At 60.8% G+C, this 22020-nt stretch carries 17 protein-coding genes and 1 pseudogene; 2 read left to right on the top strand and 16 right to left on the bottom strand.

All coding sequences use genetic code 11. The annotated features are described in order from the left end of the window. Positions 1-14 precede the first annotated feature (14 nt). The 8 genes and pseudogenes from GTQ41_RS13285 to arnB all read right to left on the bottom strand — a co-directional run bounded on the left by GTQ41_RS13285 (position 15) and on the right by arnB (position 8817). Positions 15-1375: pseudogene (locus tag GTQ41_RS13285) on the bottom strand (UDP-glucose/GDP-mannose dehydrogenase family protein). Beyond that, on the bottom strand, positions 1372-1785 hold the full coding sequence (gene arnF, locus GTQ41_RS13290; protein ID WP_047294349.1) for a 4-amino-4-deoxy-L-arabinose-phosphoundecaprenol flippase subunit ArnF: 414 nt from the start codon (positions 1783-1785) through the stop codon (positions 1372-1374). The pseudogene GTQ41_RS13285 and the gene arnF overlap by 4 nt, the downstream one beginning before the upstream one ends. Next, positions 1782-2126: a 4-amino-4-deoxy-L-arabinose-phosphoundecaprenol flippase subunit ArnE gene (gene arnE / locus GTQ41_RS13295; protein ID WP_047294350.1), complete on the bottom strand. Its 345-nt coding sequence runs from the start codon at positions 2124-2126 to the stop codon at positions 1782-1784. The genes arnF and arnE overlap by 4 nt, the downstream gene beginning before the upstream one ends. Continuing rightward, complete coding sequence (gene arnT / locus GTQ41_RS13300; protein WP_047294352.1) at positions 2123-3772, bottom strand: lipid IV(A) 4-amino-4-deoxy-L-arabinosyltransferase; 1650 nt, start codon at positions 3770-3772, stop codon at positions 2123-2125. The genes arnE and arnT (GTQ41_RS13300) overlap by 4 nt, the downstream gene beginning before the upstream one ends. Continuing rightward, complete coding sequence (gene arnD, locus GTQ41_RS13305; RefSeq protein WP_047294353.1) at positions 3769-4653, bottom strand: 4-deoxy-4-formamido-L-arabinose-phosphoundecaprenol deformylase; 885 nt, start codon at positions 4651-4653, stop codon at positions 3769-3771. The genes arnT (GTQ41_RS13300) and arnD overlap by 4 nt, the downstream gene beginning before the upstream one ends. After that, a complete protein-coding gene (gene arnA, locus GTQ41_RS13310; protein ID WP_047294354.1) occupies positions 4653-6644 on the bottom strand; it encodes a bifunctional UDP-4-amino-4-deoxy-L-arabinose formyltransferase/UDP-glucuronic acid oxidase ArnA in 1992 nt (663 codons plus the stop codon). Before arnA ends, arnD begins: the two co-directional genes overlap by 1 nt. Next, positions 6641-7672, bottom strand: coding sequence for an undecaprenyl-phosphate 4-deoxy-4-formamido-L-arabinose transferase (arnC, locus tag GTQ41_RS13315; protein WP_047294355.1), 1032 nt, complete (start codon positions 7670-7672; stop codon positions 6641-6643). Before arnC ends, arnA begins: the two co-directional genes overlap by 4 nt. Further along, positions 7669-8817 carry a UDP-4-amino-4-deoxy-L-arabinose aminotransferase gene (arnB, locus tag GTQ41_RS13320; protein ID WP_047294357.1) on the bottom strand — a complete coding sequence of 383 codons (1149 nt, stop codon included), beginning with the start codon at positions 8815-8817 and terminating at the stop codon, positions 7669-7671. The genes arnC and arnB overlap by 4 nt, the downstream gene beginning before the upstream one ends. 438 nt (positions 8818-9255) lie before the next feature. On the opposite strand from arnB, the gene GTQ41_RS13325 reads away from it, so the two are divergent. Further along, entirely contained in the window at positions 9256-10146 is an 891-nt protein-coding gene (locus GTQ41_RS13325) for a tyrosine recombinase XerC (protein WP_047294359.1), read from the top strand. Here GTQ41_RS13325 and GTQ41_RS13330 read toward each other — a convergent pair whose 3' ends face one another. The 6 genes from GTQ41_RS13330 to GTQ41_RS13355 all read right to left on the bottom strand — a co-directional run bounded on the left by GTQ41_RS13330 (position 10147) and on the right by GTQ41_RS13355 (position 18103). Beyond that, a complete protein-coding gene (locus tag GTQ41_RS13330; RefSeq protein WP_047294361.1) occupies positions 10147-11205 on the bottom strand; it encodes an ABC transporter ATP-binding protein in 1059 nt (352 codons plus the stop codon). After that, complete coding sequence (locus GTQ41_RS13335) at positions 11202-12797, bottom strand: iron ABC transporter permease (RefSeq protein ID WP_047294362.1); 1596 nt, start codon at positions 12795-12797, stop codon at positions 11202-11204. The genes GTQ41_RS13330 and GTQ41_RS13335 overlap by 4 nt, the downstream gene beginning before the upstream one ends. A gap of 3 nt (positions 12798-12800) precedes the next feature. After that, entirely contained in the window at positions 12801-13814 is a 1014-nt protein-coding gene (locus GTQ41_RS13340) for an iron ABC transporter substrate-binding protein (RefSeq protein WP_047294364.1), read from the bottom strand. 186 nt (positions 13815-14000) lie between these two features. Then, positions 14001-15518 (bottom strand): glycosyltransferase family 39 protein, encoded by a 1518-nt coding sequence (locus tag GTQ41_RS13345; protein WP_047294366.1) that lies wholly within the window; start codon positions 15516-15518, stop codon positions 14001-14003. Further along, a complete protein-coding gene (arnT, locus tag GTQ41_RS13350; protein WP_047294368.1) occupies positions 15515-17236 on the bottom strand; it encodes a lipid IV(A) 4-amino-4-deoxy-L-arabinosyltransferase in 1722 nt (573 codons plus the stop codon). The genes GTQ41_RS13345 and arnT (GTQ41_RS13350) overlap by 4 nt, the downstream gene beginning before the upstream one ends. Positions 17237-17530: 294 nt before the next feature. Beyond that, on the bottom strand, positions 17531-18103 hold the full coding sequence (locus tag GTQ41_RS13355) for a histidine phosphatase family protein (protein ID WP_329957714.1): 573 nt from the start codon (positions 18101-18103) through the stop codon (positions 17531-17533). Positions 18104-18525: 422 nt separating this feature from the next. On the opposite strand from GTQ41_RS13355, the gene GTQ41_RS13360 reads away from it, so the two are divergent. Beyond that, positions 18526-19833: a HAMP domain-containing sensor histidine kinase gene (locus GTQ41_RS13360; protein ID WP_047294372.1), complete on the top strand. Its 1308-nt coding sequence runs from the start codon at positions 18526-18528 to the stop codon at positions 19831-19833. On the opposite strand, the gene GTQ41_RS13365 is transcribed toward GTQ41_RS13360, so the two are convergent. Then, positions 19794-20342: a membrane integrity-associated transporter subunit PqiC gene (locus GTQ41_RS13365; RefSeq protein WP_047294377.1), complete on the bottom strand. Its 549-nt coding sequence runs from the start codon at positions 20340-20342 to the stop codon at positions 19794-19796. The two genes, GTQ41_RS13360 and GTQ41_RS13365, sit on opposite strands and share 40 nt — an antisense overlap. Before the next feature lie 16 nt (positions 20343-20358). Continuing rightward, complete coding sequence (locus tag GTQ41_RS13370; RefSeq protein ID WP_047294379.1) at positions 20359-22014, bottom strand: intermembrane transport protein PqiB; 1656 nt, start codon at positions 22012-22014, stop codon at positions 20359-20361. Between the last annotated feature and the right edge of the window lie 6 nt (positions 22015-22020).

Below are 22020 nucleotides of genomic sequence, written 5' to 3' on the forward strand. Positions count from 1 at the left end.
CGACTTCCGCTTTGTTAGGCCACTGCTGCAGTGGCATCGGCAGTTTGCGCGAATCGCCTCGGCCGATCGGGAAGTACTTGAAGCCGTTGCGCGCCAGACGCTCGGCGTCGTACAGGTTGCGGCCGTCGAAGATCACCGGGGCTTTCAGGCGTTGCTCGATCAGGTCGAAATCCGGCGCCTTGAACTGCTGCCATTCGGTGCAGATGATCAGCGCATCGGAACCTGACAGCACCGATTCCGGCGTGCCCATCAACATCAGTTTTTCTTCGTTCGGGTACAGATGCTGGGTTTCCTGCATCGCTTCCGGGTCGAACGCGCGCACACTGGCGCCGGCGGCGAACAGCGAATCGAGCAGCACGCGGCTCGGTGCATCGCGCATGTCGTCGGTGTTCGGCTTGAACGCCAGGCCCCACAGGGCGAAGGTCTTGCCGCGCAGGTCACCCTTGTAGAACGCGTTGATACGGTCGAACAGCTTGTGCTTCTGCCGCTCGTTGATCGCTTCGACCGCTTGCAGCAGGTCGCTGGAGCAGTGCGCCTGCTCGGCGCTGTGAATCAGCGCGCGCATGTCTTTGGGGAAGCACGAGCCGCCATAACCGCAGCCCGGGTAGATGAAGTGGTAACCGATGCGCGTGTCGGCACCGATGCCCTGACGGACCGATTCGATGTCGGCGCCCAGGTGTTCGGCCAGTTCGGCGATCTGGTTGATGAAGCTGATCTTGGTCGCCAGCATGCAGTTGGCGGCGTATTTGGTGAGCTCGGCGCTGCGCAGGTCCATGAACATGATGCGGTCATGGTTGCGGTTGAACGGCGAGTACAGGTCACGCATCACGTCCTGCACTTCGTCACCTTCGCAGCCGATGACGATGCGATCGGGACGACGGCAGTCGGCCACCGCCGAACCTTCCTTGAGGAATTCCGGGTTGGAGACGATATCGAACTGCAGTTCACGACCGGCCTTGTCCAGCGCCGCCTGAATGTGCGCACGCAAGGTGTCGCCGGTGCCGACCGGCACGGTGGATTTCTCTACCAGAATCAGCGGCTGCTCACGGTGGCGCGCCACGGCGTCACCCACCGACAGCACGTATTTCAGATCCGCCGAGCCGTCGTCGCTGGACGGTGTACCGACAGCGATGAACGCAACGCGACCGTGCTGCACGGCAAGTTTTTCATCAGAGGTGAAATGCAGGCGGCCGGAGTCCAGGCCTTCGCGCACCAGGCTCGACAGGCCCGGTTCGAAGATGCTGACGTGACCCTGGCGCAGCAGTTCGACTTTCTTCTGATCGATGTCCATGCACACGACGTCGTGACCGACTTCGGCCAACACGGCGGCCTGCACCAGGCCGACATAACCGCTACCAAATACTGTGATTTTCATGGAGCACTCCTGAATTCGGGCGCACGAGACGGACGAGTGTTAATAGTGATGACCCCGAGCATGACCAGTGCCACGCCCAGCGATTTAGTGAAACTGAACGATTCGTTGAACAGCGGCAGACTGGCCGCCAGCAGGTACACCAGCGCATAGCTGATGCTCAGTAGCGAATAGGCCCGCCCCAGCGGTAGATCGCGCAAGGCCGCGAGCCAGCAGAACATCGACAGGGCGTAGGCGAAAATCGCCGCCAGCACCACGGCCAGTGCCGACAGATCGACACTGCCGGTGCTCAACGCCGCCAGCCATTGTTCCGGTTGCGGCAGGCGCGTCATGCTCCAGCGCATGCCCAACTGGGCAGCGCTGACCAGGCCCACGCTGGCCAGCGCAAAACCGATACCTCGTACCTGGTTCATGACTGTTGCCCCAGCAAAACCACACCACCGATTACCAGCGCCACGCCCAGCCAATGCCGGCGGTCGATGGGCTCGTGAAAGACGAAGCGGGCGATCAGGGTGATCAGTACGAAGTTGAGGCTGAGCATCGGGTAAGCGATGCCCACTTCAAGACGCTGCAGCACCAGCAGCCAGACCAGCAGCCCGCTGCCGAGTGAAAACAGCGCCAGCCACAACCACGGTGAACGCAGTTTGTCAGCCCACGACGACTCAACGCCGCGCCAGCTCTCCACGGCGAGTTTCTGTGCGACTTGCCCCAGACACGTCAGCAGACACGCCGTCAGTAACAGCAGCCAGCTCATGACGGATCCTTGGGCAGCACCATGATCACCAGATTGCCCGATTCGTAACGGGTACCGTCTTTAGGCAGCAGATCGAGTTCTTCAAGTTCGTCCTGGCCCTTGACGCGCATCAGCACGCCGACCGAGCCGCTGCGGCGCGCTTCACGGACCCATTGCTGAACGTTGTCTTTGGTGAGTCGGCGTTCAGCACCTTCCGGGTAGGACAGACCGTACTTGAGTTCGCCGACCGTGTTGTACAGCGCGACTTGCGGTTGTTTCATGCGCCAGGCCAGTGCCGCTGCGGCGCCCAGATCGTTGCTCAGCAAGTGCGTGGCACCGGACAGTTCAGTGACGTGATGGCGGATGAACTGATCCGGGGTTTTGTTGGCCACCACCGATTTGGGCAATGCCGCCGGCAGGATCCCGGCCAGCAACAGGCTGCCCAGCGCCGGTGCCGCCCAGCATTGCAGCGGCAGGAACGCTTGCGCCAGGTTGGCGATGATCCAGCCGATCAACGCAATGAACACCAGCACCATGCTGTGCAGTTCGTGGTCGTACACCGGTTTGTTCAGTTGCAGGTAAACCAGTGCGATCAGCGTGACCACACCCAGCAGCAGGTTCAGCAGACCATTGATCCCCAGCGCCCGGCCTTGTTCCAGACGCAGACGATCAGCCAGCGCATTGCCCAGCAGCAGTGCCAATGGCAGCAGACACGGCAGGATGTAGGTCGGCAGCTTGCCGTTGCTCAGGCTGAAAAAGCCCAGCGGCAACCACAGCCACAACAGCAGGAAAACCATGTTCGGCTGGGCCCGGGTTTGCCAGGCTTGCTTGAACGCAGTCGGCAACAGACCAACCCACGGCAAACTGAACGCCACCAACAGCGGCAGATAGAACCACCATGGCGCATCGTGCTGCGCATCGTCACCGGCGAAGCGGCGGATGTGTTCGTGCCAGAAGAAAAACCGCCAGTAATCCGGTTCCTGTGCGTGCACCGCCAGTGCCCACGGCAAGCTGACGATGATCGCGATAGCGATAGCGACCGGGCCGAATATCAGCAGTTCGCGCCAGCGTTTCTGCCAGAGCATCCACGGCAATGCGATCAGCACCGGCAGCAACCAGGCGAGAAAGCCCTTGGTCATGAAGCCCATGCCGCAGGCCAGCCCCAGCAGCGCCCAGGCGCCCAGACGGTGCCCGGTGCTTTTGCTGTCAAGCGCAAACAACAGCGCCACCAGACTCAGGTTGACCCAGAAGGTGAACTGCGGATCGAGGTTGGCGTACCCGGCCTGACCGGCGACGACGGTGAAACTCATGTAGAGCAGGGCACAGACGAAGCTCTTGCGCGGATCGTTCCATAGCCTGCGCGCGACCAGGTAGGCCAGCAACACACTCAAAGCCGTGCTGAGGGCCGACGCGAAGCGCACGCCGAACAGGTTCTGCCCGAACAGTTCCTGGCCGATGGCGATCATCCAGTAGCCGGCAATCGGCTTCTCGAAATACCGCAGGCCCATGAAATGCGGCGACACCCAGTTGCCACTGAGCAGCATGTCCTGACTGATCTGTGCGTAACGGGTTTCGTCGGGGATCCACAGGCCATGGGTGCTCAACGGCAACAGATAGGCCAGCAGACAAAGGCCGACCAACAGCGGCAGTGCCCAGCGTCTGGTCATGCGCCTTGCACTCCCAGCCAGCCTTCGCGGCCTTCGAGCGCACCGCGTTGCACGCGGCCCACGGGCAAGGTGTTGAAATACTCGGGCAGCAAGTTGCCCAAGGGTTGGAAGTCAATGTGGCGCTGGCGTGCATCGGCCAGCAATTGACGAAAGTCCTGAGCCATCAGAATCCCTTCTACTTCGGCATGAATGGTGTAGACATTGAGTGCTTGCGACTGGAACCGGTCGAGGATGAAGGCGTTGAAGTCCTTCGCCGCCACGTGCGGGCCGACAACTTCATCGAAGGTCGGCAGGTCCACTGGAATCTGCGGCGTGCCCGGTGTGCCGTCCGCCAGCAGCGGACGGAACAGGCTCTGCCCACGGCAATCGCTGTTGTAGCGAAAGCCGAAAGTCTGCTTGGCCTCGATCACGCGCTCGTCCGCACGCCAACCGGCGGCGGCCGAACACTGGATCTTTTCCCCGAGGATGTCGCTCAAGGTGTCGACGCCGCAACGGATCTGTTCGATCAGTTGCGCGTCACTCCAGCGCCCGGCATTGGCCTGCCAGCCATGGTGATCCCAGGCGTGCAGGCCAACCTCGTGACCGGCGTCCCGGGCCTGACGCATCAGGTGTCCGAGATCACGGCCAATCGGTTTGCCGGGCCAGGCGGTGCCGGCCAGCAGAATGTCCCAGCCGTAGAGGCCGGCAGCGTTGGAACGCAGCATTTTCCAGAGGAACTGCGGGCGGATCAGGCGCCACAGATGCCGGCCCATGTTGTCCGGGCCGACACTGAAGAAAAACGTTGCCTTGACCTGCGCCTCGTCGAGCATCTCCAACAGTCGCGGCACACCTTCTCGGGTGCCGCGGTAGGTGTCGACATCGATACGAAGACCTGCCTGCATTACTTCTTGTCCGCGATTTCGAGCATGGCTTCACGCAGGAAGAAGTCCAGGGTGTTGCCGATGGTCTCGCGCATTTCCACGGTCGGCTCCCAGTTCAGCAGGCGCTTGGCGTTGGCGATGCTTGGCTTGCGGTGTTCCACGTCCTGGTAACCGGCACCGTAGAACGCCTTGCTTTCCACGTCGCGGAAACCGGCGAACGGCGGGAAGTTGTGGCGCAGCGGGTGTGCTTCGAACTGACGCAGCAGCTCCTCGCCCAGTTGACGGATGCTGGCCTCGTTGTCCGGGTTGCCGATGTTGATGATCTGGCCGTTGCAGACATCGTTGTCGTTGTCGATGATGCGCGCCAGGGCTTCAACGCCGTCAGCGATGTCAGTGAAGCAACGCTTCTGCTCGCCACCGTCGAACAGGCGGATTGGCGTGCCTTCCACCAGGTTGAGGATCAACTGGGTGATGGCGCGGGAGCTGCCGATACGCGCCGAATCCAGACGGTCCAGACGCGGGCCCATCCAGTTGAACGGACGGAACAGGGTGAAGTTCAGGCCCTTGGCGCCGTAAGCCCAGATCACGCGGTCCAGCAGTTGCTTGGAGACCGAGTAGATCCAGCGCTGCTTGTTGATCGGGCCAACGATCAGGTTCGAGCTGTCTTCGTCGAAGTTCTTGTCCTGGCACATGCCATAGACTTCGGAGGTCGACGGGAAGATCACGCGCTTGTTGTACTTGACGCAGTAGCGAACCAGTTTCAGGTTCTCTTCGAAGTCCAGTTCGAATACGCGCAGCGGGTTGCGGGTGTATTCGATCGGCGTGGCGATGGCCACCAGCGGCAGGACCACGTCGCACTTCTTGATGTGGTACTCGATCCACTCGGAGTGAATGCTGATGTCGCCTTCGACGAAGTGGAAGTTCGGGTGGCTGCGCAGGCGGTCGATGGCGTCGGAGCCGATGTCCAGACCGTAGACTTCGTAGCGGTCGTCACGCAGCAGGCGCTCGGACAGGTGGTTACCGATGAAACCGTTGACACCGAGGATCAGCACGCGGGTACGACGTGGCGCACGCCCGGATTCGGCACCGCGCAGCAGCGAACCATCCACCAGACCCAGTTCGTTGGCCAGTTGCGGGCCGCTGAGGTACAGACCGTTGTCGTTGCGCTGACCGGCGTTGATCACCAGCGAGTCCTGACCGCAGGCAATGCGCAGCGGATCGACGCTGATCACGCGACCTGGCGCCTGACCTTCGTTGCCCTTGACGACGTCGGCGCTCCAGACGATCAGTTTGTGCTCGCCCACGGCGCAGAAGGCGCCCGGGTAAGGACGGGTCACGGCGCGCACCAGATTGAACAGTTCTTCGGCCGGTTTGGCCCAGACCAGCTTGCCGTCCGCCGGGGTGCGGCGACCGAACACGGTGGCTTTCGATTCGTCCTGCGGGGTTTCAGTGATCTTGCCTTGCAGCATGTTCGGCAGGGTGTCGCGCAGCAGGTCGCTGGCGGCGGTGCGCAGTTTGGCGTGCAGGGTCAGGCCGGTGTCGCTGCGTTCGATGGCAACACGCTGTTGAGCAACGATGGCGCCGGCATCGGCGCGCTTGACCATGCGGTGCAGGGTCACGCCGGTTTCGGTTTCGCCGTTGACCAGCACCCAGTTCGCCGGAGCGCGGCCGCGATAGCGTGGCAGCAGCGAACCGTGCAGGTTGAACGCGCCTTTTTTGGCCAGGGCCAGCAGTGGCTCGCTCAGCAGGTTGCGGTAGTAGAAGGAGAAGATGTATTCCGGGTCCAGCTTGGCGATGCGCTCGATCCACAGTGGGTGGTTGGCGTCTTCCGGCGCGTGTACCGGGATGCCTTTGTTGGCGCACAGCTGGGCCACCGAGGCATAGAACGCGTTTTCTTTCGGATCATCGGCGTGAGTGAACACTGCTGCAATGTCAAAGCCGCTGTTGAGCAGGGCTTCAATGCCGGCGCAGCCAATATCGTGGTAGGCGAAGACAACAGTTTTTGCACTCATGAGAGAACCTGATCGGAAGTGGAAGAAGTAGCGGTAGAAGAAAGACCATCAACGGTGACGGCAGGGGCCGGATCGGCCGGCTGGCTGCGCAACACCTTTTCGATGAAGAAACGCGGACGGGCGCGCACATCGCTGTACATGCGACCGAGGTATTCACCCAGCAGCCCCATGCCGATGAACTGGCCACCGGTAAACACAAACAGTACGGCGAACAGCACGAACATGCCGTCACCGGCCCAACCGGCACCGAACGCCAGGCGCAGAACGATCAGCGCGACGGCGAACAGCACACCCAGCCCGGCCATGGCGAAGCCGACGATGCTCAGCAAACGCAGTGGGGTGGTGGTCATGCAGGTGATCAGATCGAACATCAGGTTGATCAGGCGCATCGGGCTGTATTTCGAGTCGCCGTGTTCACGCTCGGCGTGGGCCACGACGATTTCGGTGGTGTGACGGGCGAAGCTGTTGGCCAGGATCGGAATGAACGTGCTGCGTTCACGGCAGGCGAGCATCGCGTCGATGATGGTGCGGCGGTAGGCGCGCAGCATGCAGCCGTAGTCGCTCATCGCGACGCCGGTGGAGCGCTGCACGGCCAGGTTGATCAGCTTCGACGGATAACGGCGCAGCGCCGAGTCCTGACGATTGCCGCGCACGGTGCCGACCACGTCGTAACCTTTTTCGGCTTCGGCCACCAGCCGCGGGATTTCCTCCGGCGGGTTCTGCAGGTCGGCATCGAGGGTGATGACCACGTCGCCCTTGCACTGTTCGAAACCGGCCATGATCGCGGCGTGCTGACCGTAGTTGCGGTTGAGAATGACCGCCACGAACGGGCTGTTTTCACGTCCGGCGGCTTCTTCAAGCATGTTGGCCGACTCGTCGCGGCTGCCGTCGTCGACCAGCACGATTTCAAAGTCGTGATGCAACTGGTGGCAGGCCGCTTCGGTGCGACGCAGCAGTTCCGGCAGGCTTTCCTGTTCGTTGTAGACCGGGATGACGATCGACACGCTACGGATTGGATAAGGTTTCACAGGCGTTTTTCCATGATTTGAGCGATGGCACCGACAACGCGATCAAGGTCTTGACCGGTCATGTCGGGGAACAGCGGAATCGAGCACAGCCGCGCCGAGTTCCATTCGGTGTTGGGCAGGTAGAGGTCAGGGTCACGCTGGCGATACCAGGTGTGCAGGTGGGTGGCGATGAAATGGATACCGGTGCCGATGCCCTGATCCTGCAATGCCTTCATGAAGGCTTCGCGGTCCATGCCGCAACGCTCGCTGTCGATGCGCAGGATGAACAGGTGCCAGGCGTGTTGCTGGGCGTAGTCGGGCAGGGCCAGCGGTTGCACTGGCAGGCCTTCGAATTTTTGCAGGTAGCTGGTGGCCAGTTCGGTGCGGCGGGCGTTGATTTCGTCCAGACGCTGCAGTTGCACCAGGGCAATCGCGGCGTTGATGTCGGCCAGGTTGTACTTGAAGCCCGGTTCCATCACCTGCGCCTGCGGCTTGCGGCCACCGGTCAGACGGTCATAGGCGTCAACGCCCAGACCGTGGAATTTGAGCATGCGCACGCGGCTGGCGAGGGCTTCGTCGTCGGTGACGAACATCGCGCCTTCGGCACAGGTCATGTTCTTGATCGCGTGGAACGAGAAGATCGCCGTGCCTTGCGAACCGACATGACGGCCCTTGTAGCGGGTGCCGGCAGCGTGGGCGGCGTCTTCGATGACCGGAATGCCGTGCTTGTCAGCCAGGGCATATAGCGGATCGAGATCGAATGCAGCGCCGGCATAGTGCACCGGGATGATCGCCTTGGTTCGCGGAGTGATGGCCGCTTCGATGCGCGCAGCGTCGGTCATCAGCGTGTCGCGGTCGACATCGACGAACACCGGTTTGGCGCCCAGCAGGGAGATCATGTTGGCGGTCGAGACCCAGGTCTGCGACGGGGTGATGACTTCGTCGCCCGGGCCGATGCCCAGGGCCAGCAGTGTGATGTGCATCCCGCCGGTGGCCGAAGACAAGGCCACCGCGTGCTTGCAACCCACGTACTGCGCAAATTGCTCTTCGAGTGCCTGGTTTTTCGGCCCCGTGGTGATCCAGCCCGAGCGCAACACCTGCTCGACAGCGGCAATTTCCTCATCGCCGATACTGGGGCGAGAGAAGGGGAGAAACGCCTGACTCATGGGCACCTCATTACAAAAAAATAAAGGATGGATTCACGCGATTATTGGATCCAGCCTCAGCGTAGACACAGAAAAGCGCTCCTGCATCAATAACTTGGCAAAAAAAGCATGACGTCGGGGATAGATTGACTTTTCACGATTTGCCCGGCAGGTTGGGGCATAGCCACTACCGAACCTATGGGAATTAAGGTTATGCCGGTTTTTGTGAAAGGAACATGAAAAACCGGTTGGCGAATCGTTTATCTGTCACTTATACAGCCGCTGTTCAGGCTTCTGCCGTCCATCGCAGTTTTTTGTCGGACAGTTCCGCTCAAGTACCTTCTTTACTTCAAGTACATTGCATTTGTTAGTTGTTGTAGTGCTGTACATTTTTTACTCAAGGTTTAACGTTTGATTGATTTAGTTGCTGCAACCCCCGACGCTCCAAAAGCCAACCCGATGAGTCTGTACCTCGCACGTTTGGCGCCCTCCAGCCAATTGACCATGCGTTACGTGCTGCAAGATGCGGCCGATCGCCTGGGCTTTGAAGACATGAATGTCGAAGACATTCCCTGGCATGCCTTGCAACCAGAAGATGTTGTTGCACTGGTCGCTGCATTACGCGCAGACAACTACGCACCGAACACTTCTTCGTTGTATGTGAATGCGGTGCGCGGCGTCATGAACGAGGCCTGGCGCATGAGCCTGATCAGCCAGGAACATCTTTTGAAGATGCGCTCGGTCAAGGGCATTGCCGGCACACGGTTGTCCCAGGGGCGCAATCTCAAGCGCACGCTGATTCACGAATTGATGGAAGTCTGCGCTGCCGACCCGCGCCCGCAGGGCCTGCGCGATGCGGCAATCATCGCGTTGCTGTACGGCACCGGCATGCGCAAGTCGGAATCGGTGGACCTGGACCTGAATCAGGTCGACTTCACCGAGCGCAGCCTGTGCGTCACCGCCAAGGGCAACAAGCAGTTGATCAAGTACGCGCCGGCGTGGGCATTCAGCAAGCTTGATGCGTGGCTCGAACTGCGCCGTTCGCAGCTCAAGGAAGGCGAGAGCGACGATGCCTTTCTGTTCAACCGCATTCGCCGTGGCAGCCACATCACCCGCGAGCGAATTACCAAGCATGCGATCTACTACATTGCCCGTCAGCGCGGCACGCAGGTCGGAGTGAAGATCATGCCCCACGACTTCCGTCGCTCGTTCATCACTCGGGTGATCGAGGAGCACGACCTGTCGCTTGCGCAGAAACTGGCGCATCACAGCAACATCCAGACCACAGCCAACTACGATGTGCGCGATGACAACGAGCGGCGGCGGGCGGTGGATCGCTTCGATCTCTGATCAGTTCAGGCCAAACACATGCGCCGCACCGAGCACCGACAGTTGCACCGCGCTGCCGGCGGGCGGTGCGTGCATACCGGTGCTGCGCACCAGAATCGAACGGGCCGGATCCTGCGTCGCGGATGAACTCAGTTCAACCGTCAAGGTGCAGGTGTTGCCGGCAAAATCACGGTCGGTGACCCGCGCGTGGCAGCCATGACTGTCAGAGGCCACCTCGGCGATCAGCAGTTGTTCGGGGCGCAGCATGATTTGCGCGGCGCCACTGAAACCGTTGCTGTTCACCGCCACCTGACCCAGATCGCAATGCGCCCAACCCGCCTCGATCTGCGCGGGCAGGACCACCGCTTCGCCGAGAAAGTGCGCGGTCTGTTCATCCTGCGGATAGCGGTAGAGATCCATCGGATGCCCGGACTGCACCAGCCGGCCACTGCGCATCACGGCCAATTGATCGGCAAACGATAACGCCTCGCTCTGATCGTGGGTCACCAGAATGGTGGTGACGCCGGCGTCTTCGAGCAGGCGCGCAACCATTTTGCGCATGGCACTGCGCAAACCGGTGTCGAGGGCGGAGAACGGCTCATCCAGCAGCATCAGTCGTGGTTGTTGCGCCAGAGCGCGGGCCAGCGAGACCCGCTGTTGCTGGCCGCCCGACAGCTCATGCGGCCAACGTTGGGCCATGTTGGCGTCGAGCGCCACGCTATCCATCAACTCAAGGATGCGCTGGGTGCGGGCCGCTCCGGTCAGGGCCAGGCCGAAGCCGATGTTCGCCGCCACCGTCATGTGCGGGAACAACGCACCGTCCTGCGGCACGTAACCGATCTGCCGTTGATAGGCCGGCACCGCGTGGCTGCGGTCCACCAGCGTCTGACCGTTGAGCGTAAGGCTGCCGCTGTCGGGGAATTCGAACCCGGCGATCATCCGCAACAGCGTGGTTTTGCCGGAACCGGAGGGGCCGACGATCACTGTGCGGCTGCCGGTCGGTACGTTGAGGCTGACGTCGTCGAGCGCCTTTTGCGCGCCGAAGGTTTTACTGAGGTTGTGCAGTTCGAGAGCGTTCATCGGCCAGCGGTACGCCTGGATTGGTGATAGAGAATGGCCGTCAGCGGCAGTGAAAGCAGGATCATCAAAAGCGCGTAAGGCGCTGCGGCGGCGTAATCGATTTCGCTGGTCATCGCCCAGAAACCGGTAGCGAGGGTGCGCGTGCCGTTGGGCGCGAGCAGCAGGGTTGCGGTCAGCTCATTGGTGATTGCCAGGAACACCAGCGCCGCACCTGCCGCCGCGCCGGGGGCCGCCAGGCGCACAGTGATCAGCCACAATGCGCGCAACGGCGAGCGGCCAAGGCTTTGTGCGATGTTTTCCAGCTCGACCGGGGCTTGCGCGAAACCGGCGCGCAGACTGACCAGCGCCCGCGGCAGGAACATCAGCAGATAGGCCAAGAGCACCGTGATGGTGGTCTGGTAGATCGGCCGGGCGAAATGAATGGTCACGGTGACCAGCGCCAAAGCAACGACAATGCCGGGCAGTGAACTGGTGATGTAGTTGCAGCCTTCCAGCAAGCGCTGGAGCTTGCCCGGAGAGCGGATCGACAGCCACGCAATGGGAATCGCCGCGACACTGGTCAACAATGCGCCGGCCACGCCATACGACAGGGTTTGCAGCAAGGCTGGCAACAGCTCGTCGCCTTGCCAGACCTGCACACCACCGGCCACCAGCCAGCGGCCCAACGTGAGCAACGGCACACCCAGTGCCAACAGGCACGTCAGCGTTTGCAGCAGCAGCGCCAAGGTTGTCGCGCCGCGCCCCAGTTGCACGCTGCGCTGATCCCGGGCGCTGCCGGAACCGACCCGCGCATAACGCGCCTGGCCACGAGCAGCGGATTCCGCCGTGAGCATCGCCAGGCAGCACAGCGCCAGAACGCCAGCGAGCATGTTGGCGGCCGGGCCGTTGAAGGTCGATTTGAACTGATCGAAGATCGCCGTGGTGAAAGTGTCGAAACGGATCATCGCGTACAAGCCGTATTCGGCCAGCAAATGCAGGCCGACCAACAAGGCTCCACCGCAGATGGCCAGCCGCAGTTGCGGCAACACCACCCGGAAAAACACCGCCCACGGCTTCAGCCCGAGGGACTGAGCGACATCTTCAATCGCCGGATCGAGACGGCGCAAGGTCGCGGCAATCGGCAAATACAGAAACGGGAAATAGGCGATCACCGACACCAGCACGCCGGCCGGCAGACCGTGGATCGACGGAATCAGACTGACCCATGCATAACTGTGGACGAACGCCGGCACGGCCAGTGGCGCAACCGCCAGCAGGGACCACAGACGCCGGCCGGGCAGATTGCTGCGTTCGGTCAGCCAGGCCAGGGTTGTCCCGAGCACAATGCACAGCGGCAAGGTGATCAGCACCAGCAGCACGGTGTTGATCAGCAACTCGCCGACCCGCGGGCGGAACACCAAGGCTTCGATGGTCGCCCAACCGGTGTACCACGCCACGCCGATCACGAAGGCAATCGGCAGCAGTGACAGCAACGACACCAGCACCGCCGAGCTCACCACCCACGAACTGCCGCGCCCGGCCAGCGTGCGGGGCGGGTGGAGGAGGTTGGCGGGGGCCGTCACCACGGCCGTTGCAGGCAAGGTTTTGGGCATCACTTAGAGCAACCCGGCCTGGGTCATCAGCTCGACGGCTTTTTTGCTGTCGAGGGTCGACGCATCGACTTTCGGCGCATCGAGGGTTTTCAGCGGGGTCAGCTTCGGATTGGACGGCGCGTCTTTACCCACGGCGTATTCGAAGGAGGTGCCGGTTTCGAGTACTTCCTGACCTTCCTTGCTGGTGATGTATTGGACGAACTTCTGCGCTTCATCCTGATGCTTGCTCGATGCCAGCACGCCGGCGCCGGAGGTGCTGACGAACGCGCCCGGATCCTGATGTTTGAAGTAGTACAACTGGGTGTTTTTGCTGTTCTCGCCGGTCTTGGATTGATCGACGAAGCTGTAATAGTGGTAGATCACGCCGCTGTCGATCTGCCCGGCGTTCACCGCTTTGAGCACCGCGCTGTTGCCGCGATAGATCGTGGCGTTGGTCTTCATGCCCTTGAGCCATTCCAGCGTGGCGGCTTCGCCTTTCTGTTGCAGCACAGCGGCGACGATCGCCTGGAAGTCGGCGCCAGCCGGGGAGGCGGCCCACCGGCCTTTCCAGGCCGGAGTGGCGAGGTCGAGCAGGGATTTGGGCAAGTCCTTTTCAGTCAGTTTGCTCGGGTTGTAGACGAACACGGTGGAACGGGCAGCGATGCCGACCCAATTGCCGTGGGCCGGACGGTAGGCAGCGTCGACTTGCTCAAGGGTCGCGGGCGCCAGCGGCGTAAACAGTTTGGCGTTGTCCACCAGCACCATCGCCGGGGAGTTCTCGGTGAGGAATACGTCTGCCGGCGAGGCGGCGCCTTCCTGCACGAGCTGGTTGCCCATCTCGGTGTCATCGCCGTTGCGAATGGTCACCGGAATCCCGGTTTCCTCGGTGAAACCGGCCACCCAGGCCTTGGTCAGCGTTTCATGCTGCGCGTTGTAAACCACCAGACCTACCGAGTCGGCGGCAACTGCATGCCCGGTGCCGAGCAACGCGGTGGCGAGCAATGCGCGCTTGAAGATGGATGGAAGGCGTGGATTCATTCGGGCAGCTCCTGTTTTCAGACGTTATGAGCAAACCCTCGCAGGAAACAATGCGAACGATTTGCAAGTGTCGAGTCGCGGCAATGTAGGGTGGCAAATGAGAAAAAAACGTCAAAGAAGCCGTTAATAGTTGTCATTGCCATTCAAATTTACCGCGACTCTCTACTTTTGTCTTAACGTCATCGCTCAGGAGTGGGGGATGTAGGCCACGCTCTGGTCTTCCCGCCCGTGAAAGACCTGCTCGCCACGGGTGGGCGTGGTGGTGATGACCTGATGGTCAGCCTTCAGCGCATCGAGCGGCACGGCGTCACCGGAACGGTATTGCGCCACGAAAATCGTGCGTTGCGGGTCCCACCGTTCTCCGCTGGTGCGTTCCAGCCAGGCGATCAGCGTTGCTGTGTCACCATTGTGCGGAAAGTCCTGAATCGTTTCCGGCACGTAGTAGAACGGTGCACCACCGGTTTGCAGGTACATCGGCACTTTGTTGTCGACCTCGACCATGACCATGCGCCATTGATTCAACGGTGCCTGCTGACTGGCCTGCTCGCGAACCTGTTCGCCGAAGCGGATGACACCGCCGCCGCTGTTGGTCCACGGGTAAAGCACACCCAGAATCGCGGCAAGCAACACGGTGGTGACAGCGAAACCGATCTTCAGCCCACGGCCTTCGCTGTGGCGAGCGGCCATGCGCCGGGTTACCCACCAGGCACCCAGCAGTTGCGCGAAGGGCACCAGCGGCAAGACGTAATAGCTGCGGCGACTGCCACTGGCGGTGAAGAACAGCATCAGCAACGCGAGCCCTTGAATCAGCCAGCGGGTATCCGGTTCGATGTGCTTCCAGTTGCGCGCGGCCACCCACAAGGCGATCAACCAGCACGGCGCCCAGGGCAGGGTGTAGACCGGCAGGTAGATCAAGTAGGTGTAAATCGGCCCGAACTGATCAAACGGCTGGAAAAACCGCACAACGTTTTCACGCAGTACCAGCCCCAGGCCACTTTGTTCGTAGTTGGGCGCGCCGTAGAAGTGCGAGAGCACGAACGGCGTCATGTAAAACGCCCCGGCGATCACTATCGCCGCGAACAGTCGCAGGTTCAGGTGACGTTTCCAGCGGTGCTCGCTGAGCAGGTGCGGCAGCAGCACCAGCCCCGGCAGAATGAAACCGATCAGGCCTTTGAACAGCGAGGTCAGCGACAGCAGGCCGAAGAACACCACGTAGCGCCAGAATCGGGTTTCATCCGGGCCGCGCCAGTACCACCAGACGGCCGCCAGCACACCGCAGACGGTGAGGATGTCGGCAGTGGCGACTCGGGCCCAGAACACGAAGTAGAACGTGGTCGCCAGCATCCAGCCGGCGATCAGCCCGGTGCCTTTGCGAAACAGTTGCTCGCCGATCAGGTACACCAGCCACACGCTGAACCACGCGGAAATCACCGAGGACAGGCGTAGCGACCAGTGCCCCAGCCCACCGGTGAACCACGAGGTGGCGGTGATCAGCCAGTACGACAGCAGCGGCTTGTCGTAATAGGGGCTGCCCTTGAGATAGGGGTCGAAATAGTCGCCGCTCTGCAGCATCTGCAAGGCGATGTTGGCCCAGCGGGTTTCCGCCCCCCACAGCTCACGACTGCCCAGGCCGAGCAGTAACAGCAGGGCAGTCGCGGCCAGCAGAAGCAGCAACGCGCCCCGATCTTTTTTGTCTGCGGTCATGGTTTGCTCTGGGCAAAAATGAAGATTTCCAGGTTGCCGCGCCGGAAGTGCTGACCATCGATCGGCAGCAGCTCAAGTTGTTGTTCGTCGGAGGTGCTGTTGACGCGCATCACCACACCCACCGAGCCTTTTTTGCGCGCTTCGGTCATCCACTCGCCTACACCGTCGAGGCTGACCTTGCGTGACGCCATGGCCGGGTCATCGAGGCCGTACTTGAGCTCGCCAACGGTGTTGAACAGGTCGACTTGCGGGCGACGCAAGCGCCATGACAACGCAGAGGCGGCCCCCAGGTCGTTACTCAGCAACGAGCGGGTCTGGCTGAGTTCCTGCTGGTGTTCGGCAATGAACTGATCCGGCATCTTGCTGTTGACGATGGTCGCAGGCATGGCGGCAGGCAGCAGTGCGACGAGCAAGCCGATGCCCAGCGCCGGCATCGCCCACAGCGTCAGTGGGCGCACGGTTTGCAGCGCGCCGGCAATGAGCCAGCCGAGCAACACGATATAACCCAGCGACAGACTGAACATTTCGGTGTGTTCGTAAATTTCACGGGTCGCTTGCAGGTAGATCAGTGCAACCAGCGCCGCAATGGCCAGCAACACGTTGACCACACCATTGATGCGCAAGACGCGCCCGTTCTGGTCAGCTATCCAGTTCATTACCGTGTAGCCCATCAACAGGGCCAACGGCAGCAGGCACGGCATGATGTAGGTCGGCAGTTTGCCGCTGCTCGCGCTGAAAAATGCCAGCGGCAGCAGGAACCACAAGGCGAGGAAGGCGATTTTCGGATCGCGTTTTTCGCGCCAGGTGCGCAGCAGTGTCGAAGGCAACAGCAGGGCCCATGGCAAGGTAGAAGCAAACAGCAACGGCAGGTAGAACCACCATGGTCGTGCGTGCTGTGCGTCTTCGCCGGCGGCAAAACGCCGGATGTGTTCGTGCCAGAAGAAGAATCGCCAGAAATCCGGTTCACGGTAATGCACGGCCAGTGCCCATGGCACGCTGACCAGCGCGGCCACCGCCACGGCGACCAGACCATAACGCACCAGCTCACCAAAGCGTCGCTGCCAGATCATGTAGGGCAGGGCAATCAGCACCGGCAGCATCAGGGCGAGGAAACCTTTGGTCATCAGGCCCATGCCACAAGCGAATCCCAGCAATGCCCAGCCGCCCAGACGCGCGCGGGGGGTATTGCTGTCGATGGCAAACCAGATCGCCACCAGGCTGAGGTTGACCCACAAGGTGAATTGCGGATCGAGGTTGGCATAGCCGGCTTGCCCTGCGATCAGGCCGAAGCTCATATAAAGGAGGGCACAAGCGGCACTGATTCGCGGGTTGTTCCACAGGCGACGGGCCAGCAGATAGGCCAGCCAGACGCTCACGCCCGTGCTGAGCGCCGAGGCGATGCGTACGCCAAACAGGTTTTCACCGAAAATGGCTTGGCCGATGGCAATCATCCAGTAGCCGGCAATCGGTTTTTCGAAATAGCGAATGCCCATGAAGTGCGGCGCCACCCAGTTGCCGCTCTGCAGCATTTCCTGGCTGATCTGCCCATAGCGGGTTTCATCGGGAATCCACAGACCGTGGGTCATCAGCGGCAGCAGATAAAACACCACGAATGCCAGTACCAGCCCGGGTATCGCAAAGCGTTCGATCAGGGTGCTCTGGTGGAGGCGCGGCAAATTCAACGCTGCATGGTGCAACGGTTTGTTCTCAGACGTCATGACTGGACCTTGGTGCAGTACAAAGTGTGCGTTTCAGTGTTGCGCCTGGCGATTTCCATTGCAGGCGCGGCACTGGATTGAATGAATGCAGAGGCGAACACGTTCGAAGGGCGTGTCCTGTATTCAGAGAACGGGTCTGCTTCCAGCGTTAAGTTCTCCACGAAAAGCCAAGCTTTAAAATGAAATATTTCCAGTTTTTCAAAGTGAAAAAAATTTCTTATTACAATTTCATAAACGCTAATTAGTCTGTGCCAGAGCATTGCCCGAGCATTTTTACTTGATCAAGTCTGATGATTACTTGGCCAATCGTTGCCAGCCTTCTGGGTTCATGATGCCGATTACTTCAAGTTTGCCTTGCGCATCTATCCGGGCTAGAACCGTGCTGCCATATTCGGCGGCGACCGCACGTGGGTAACCGGTTTGCCGTTCGAAATCGGCGATGCAGCCGCTGTGGGTCACCAGGATCATGTTCTGTCCAGCGGTCTTGTGCGCCACCACTTCATTGCGCATCGTCGGGCCACAGGTTTCCAGCCATTCCGCGGCCACGGCATCGTAGCCGAGCATGTAATGCGCGGTTTGCAGGGTGCGCGTCAGCGGGCTGCTGAAGAACCGGGTCTTTTCCAGGCCCAGTTGCGTAAAGCCACGGCCTACCTCGGCTGCAGCAATGCTGCCAGCCTGGGTGATACCGTCTGCCGGCCCCAGACAAGTATTGGTCGATCGGTCGCAACGCTCAGTATGACGGACCAGTGCGACGACCTCACCGGCCTGCCAGGCCTTCACCCATTCCTGGGTCGCCGATGCACTGGCGTAGCGCAGGTTGGCGGGCGAGCGTTGGACCCAGACGAAGCCGCAAATCAGTGTAATCAACAGCAAACCGACAGCAATGATTGCCCAAGTGCGCGGACGAGACAGAACCCATCGTTTAGACGCTGATTGTACGTGTACTAATTCAACCACGACGTTGCCCCTTGTCATTCCCGAGTTCCACTCAGTACACGCACAGTGCAACGTAAGCTCCAGGAGGTTAGTTACTTTACGGTGGTCTACTTGAATGGCTGCTGAACACTACGTTCAGAGTCGTGGCGGTGCAGTGAAGAACATGTGAAAAATTTGCGAGAGCGGCGCAGGCATTAACGGAAAAGTCTATTTGATAAATAAACTCAAATACTCGTTTTGTTTATTAGGGCCACTTAACAACAGCGCCAGTCGAGGCGAAGCTGCGACTCTGGATAACGTCGTGGCGCAGCTGCTTGCAGTCCCCGACATCAGCACTGGAGTCAAGCAACCGGATGGACCTCAAGCAAAGCCTCGCCAATCGGATTGTGATTGTGTTCGCCTTGATGAGCGCGGTGGTGGCCGGTGTCTTCGCAATGGGCATTGTGGCTACCGTGCATGTCGTGGAGCACAAGTTGACCATGACCGCCCTCAGCGGTGGCTTGCGCCGGTTGTTGGCGATGGACGACATCAACCAGTGGCGCCACGAGCCGGAAAAGAGCGAACTGTTTTTTTTCGAAAACGGTCCCGGACCCATGGCGCTGACGCCACAACTGGCAGGGCTGGACGTAGGGTTTCAGGAGATATCGTTCAACGGTGATGACTTCTACGCGATGGTCGAGGCGGTTGGCGGCCGTAAATATGTGCTGTTGCGCAATCAGGAAAGCTTCGAACAACGCGAGCACCTGCTGTTCGTGGTGGTGATAGTCGGGTTCATCCTCAGCGTCATGCTGGCGGTCGCGCTCGGCAGGCTGCTGGCGCGGCAAGTCATGGCGCCGGTGATTCGCCTGGCGGGGCAGGTGCGTCATCGTGACCAGTTGATCGCACTGGCGCCGGCGCTGCATCCGGATTACGCCGATGACGAGGTTGGGGCGCTGGCGCTGTCTTTCGACCAGACACTCGGCCGGTTACGCGAAACCCTGAACCGGGAAAAGCTTTTCACCAGTGACGTGAGCCATGAATTGCGCACACCGCTGATGATTCTGGCCAGTTCCTGCGAGCTGTTGCTGGCCAACCCCTCGCTGGATTCGCGCTCCACCCAACAGGTCAAACGCATCGCCCGGGCCAGTGCAGAAATGCGCCAACTGGTTGAGACCTTCTTGATGCTGGCGCGCAAGCCGGAAGCGCTCGGCACCGAATCCACTTGCACACTCAAATCTATCGCCGACGCCCAGGTAGAAATCTGGGGGCGATTGATTGGCGAAAAGGGTCTGGAGTTTATCTACGAGCCGCAACTGGCGGGCAGTGCACGTTACGACCTGACGTTCTTGCAGTCGGTCATGGGCAATCTGCTGCGCAATGCCTGGCACTACACCGATCAGGGCTTTGTCCGGTTGACCCTGCTCGAAGACAGTTTTGTGGTCGAGGACAGTGGCATCGGTATTCCGGAAGAAAAACGTCACGCGATGTTCCAGCCGTTCGTGCGCGGTGACGAACAGCGCGGTGAAGGCCTTGGGCTGGGGTTGTCGCTGGTGCAGCGGATCTGCAGCCATCAACGCTGGCAGGTTCAGTTGGTCACTCGCGAGCCCAATGGCTGCCGTTTCACGGTCACGCTGTCGGCGGCTCAGGAGGCTGACGGGCAGCGAGCGTTGCCCGCTGCCTGATTGATCAAGGCGGCCAGGCGTTTGACGTTGTTCTGTTGCGCGGCCACCAGTTCGTCGATGCTCGGGCCGGAGGGTGTTTGCAAGGTTGAATGGCAGGTCAACAGAGCGTTGTCCGCCGCACCACTCGGGCGCAGGCGCCACTTGACGTCGATCAGCCCGTATTGTCCGGGGATCGAGTCGAAACGCTGTACATCGATGCGCACCGACACATTGCCGCGACGGCCGGTATTGCTCAGTTGATCGCTCAAGGCACTGCGCAACTCATCCGTCAGACTCGCCCCCCACCACTGGGTTTCCAGAATCGCCAGGCCATTGTTGCCCTGACGAATGACGATTTGCGGGCGGTCGACTTGCGGCGGCACGCTGATCCCCTCGATGGGAATCTGCGCGCCGGCCCGGGACGCCGACAGCTCCACCGGCGTCAGGGTGTGAAAGTTGATCGGTTCGCTGCGGCAGGCGCCCAGGAGCATGAACGCAGCGAGCATGGTGATCTTCAGCGGTACAGCCATGGGATAGCTCCTGGGCTCAATTGCGTGGCGGTCCTTTCAGATCCAGCGGCGCTGCGTTATCGGGACGACCGCGAATCAGCGATTCCGGATGGCGACCGAGATAGTCCGACAGCTCACGCAGCGAACGCGACATGCGCCCGAGTTCGTCGAGGGTCTCGGTGAGTTTCTCGCGCTGCGGTGAATCTTCGGCCAGGGTCGAACTGGCGGACTGCAAGGTCTTGCTGACGTCGGCCAGTGTGGTCTGCACGCCCGGCAGGGTTTTCGCATTGAACTGTTGCAGGCCTTTGCGCAGCTCGACGAGGTTGCTGTCGAGGTTGCCGGCAATCCGCTCGACCGGCAGTTTGTTGAGCTTGTCGACCACCGCTTCGAGTTTTTCCTGCAACTGTTCGAGGCTGCCGGGCACGGTGGGCAAGGCGATCGGTCGGGCCGTTGCGTCGAATGCAACTTTCTCGGCTTTCGGGAAGAAATCCAGCGCGATATACAACTGCCCGGTCAGCAGGTTGCCGCTGCGGGCCTGGGCGCGCAGACCATTCTCGACGAAGGTGCCGAGCAGACGAATACCGGCCGCTTCGTCGTTGGGATCGTGCTTGAATTCGGTCAGCATCTTTTTGTAGGCCAGGCCGAGGCGCTGCGGGTAAATGACGATCCCGACGTTAAGCGGGAAGGTGCGTTTTTTCGCGTCGAAGTCGAGGTTGATTCCGACGACCCGGCCAATTTCCATGCCGAGAAACTCGACGGGCGCATCGACCTTGAGCCCGCGCAACGACTGCTCGAATCGCAACACCAGGTATTGCGCCTTGCCGTTGGGCGGAGCGAGAGCGGTCTGCTGATCGGCGAACAGTTCGAAGTCTTTGTCGTCGGCGGCGGCAACGTCGTTGGGGCTGTAATCCGGCGCGCGGAAGGCAATGCCGCCGACCAGCATAGTGGACAGCGATTCGGTCTTCACCGCAAAACCGTTGGCCCCGACATTGATGTCGATGCCGCTGGCGTTCCAGAAGCGGGTATTTTCGGTAACGAACGCGTCGTTCGGTGCGTGAATGAACACCTCGATGTCCACGCCTTTGCCCTCGGGATTGAGGGCGTAGGTCACGACCTGACCCACCGGAATCTTGCGGTAGTAAACCGGGGAACCGATATCCAGCGAGCCAAGATCCGAGGCATGCAGCATGAAGCGCTTGCCCGGTTCGCCGTAAGTGATCGGCGGCGGATTTTCCAGCCCTTTGAAGTGCTTGGCGCGGTTGTTGGCCTGGCCGATGTCGGCACCGATATAGTCGCCGGAGAGCAAGGTATCGATGCCCGAAACGCCGCCGGCACCGATGCGTGGGCGCACAACCCAGAACTGCGAGTCTTCGCGGGTGAAGGTTTCGGCCTGTTTGGCCAGTTTGATCGTGGCGTCGACGCTCTTCTGATCGCCGCTCAACTCGACATCCATCACCTGACCGATCACCACACTGCGGTATTTGACCTCGGTCTTGTTGGCAACCAGGCCGCTGCCGGTCTTGAAGTTGACGACGATGGTCGGGCCTTCCTGCATCAGGTTGTGCACCACCAGCGAAATGCCGACCAGCACCGCGACGACCGGGACGATCCACACCAGGGAGATGCTGAAACGCCGGGTCTTGATCGGCGCGTGGCCCGGTGTTCGTGGTTCATCGGCGGCTGACGACTTCATCCATGT

This window comes from Pseudomonas sp. AN-B15 (assembly GCF_019056475.1).
GTDB lineage: Bacteria > Pseudomonadota > Gammaproteobacteria > Pseudomonadales > Pseudomonadaceae > Aquipseudomonas > Aquipseudomonas parakoreensis.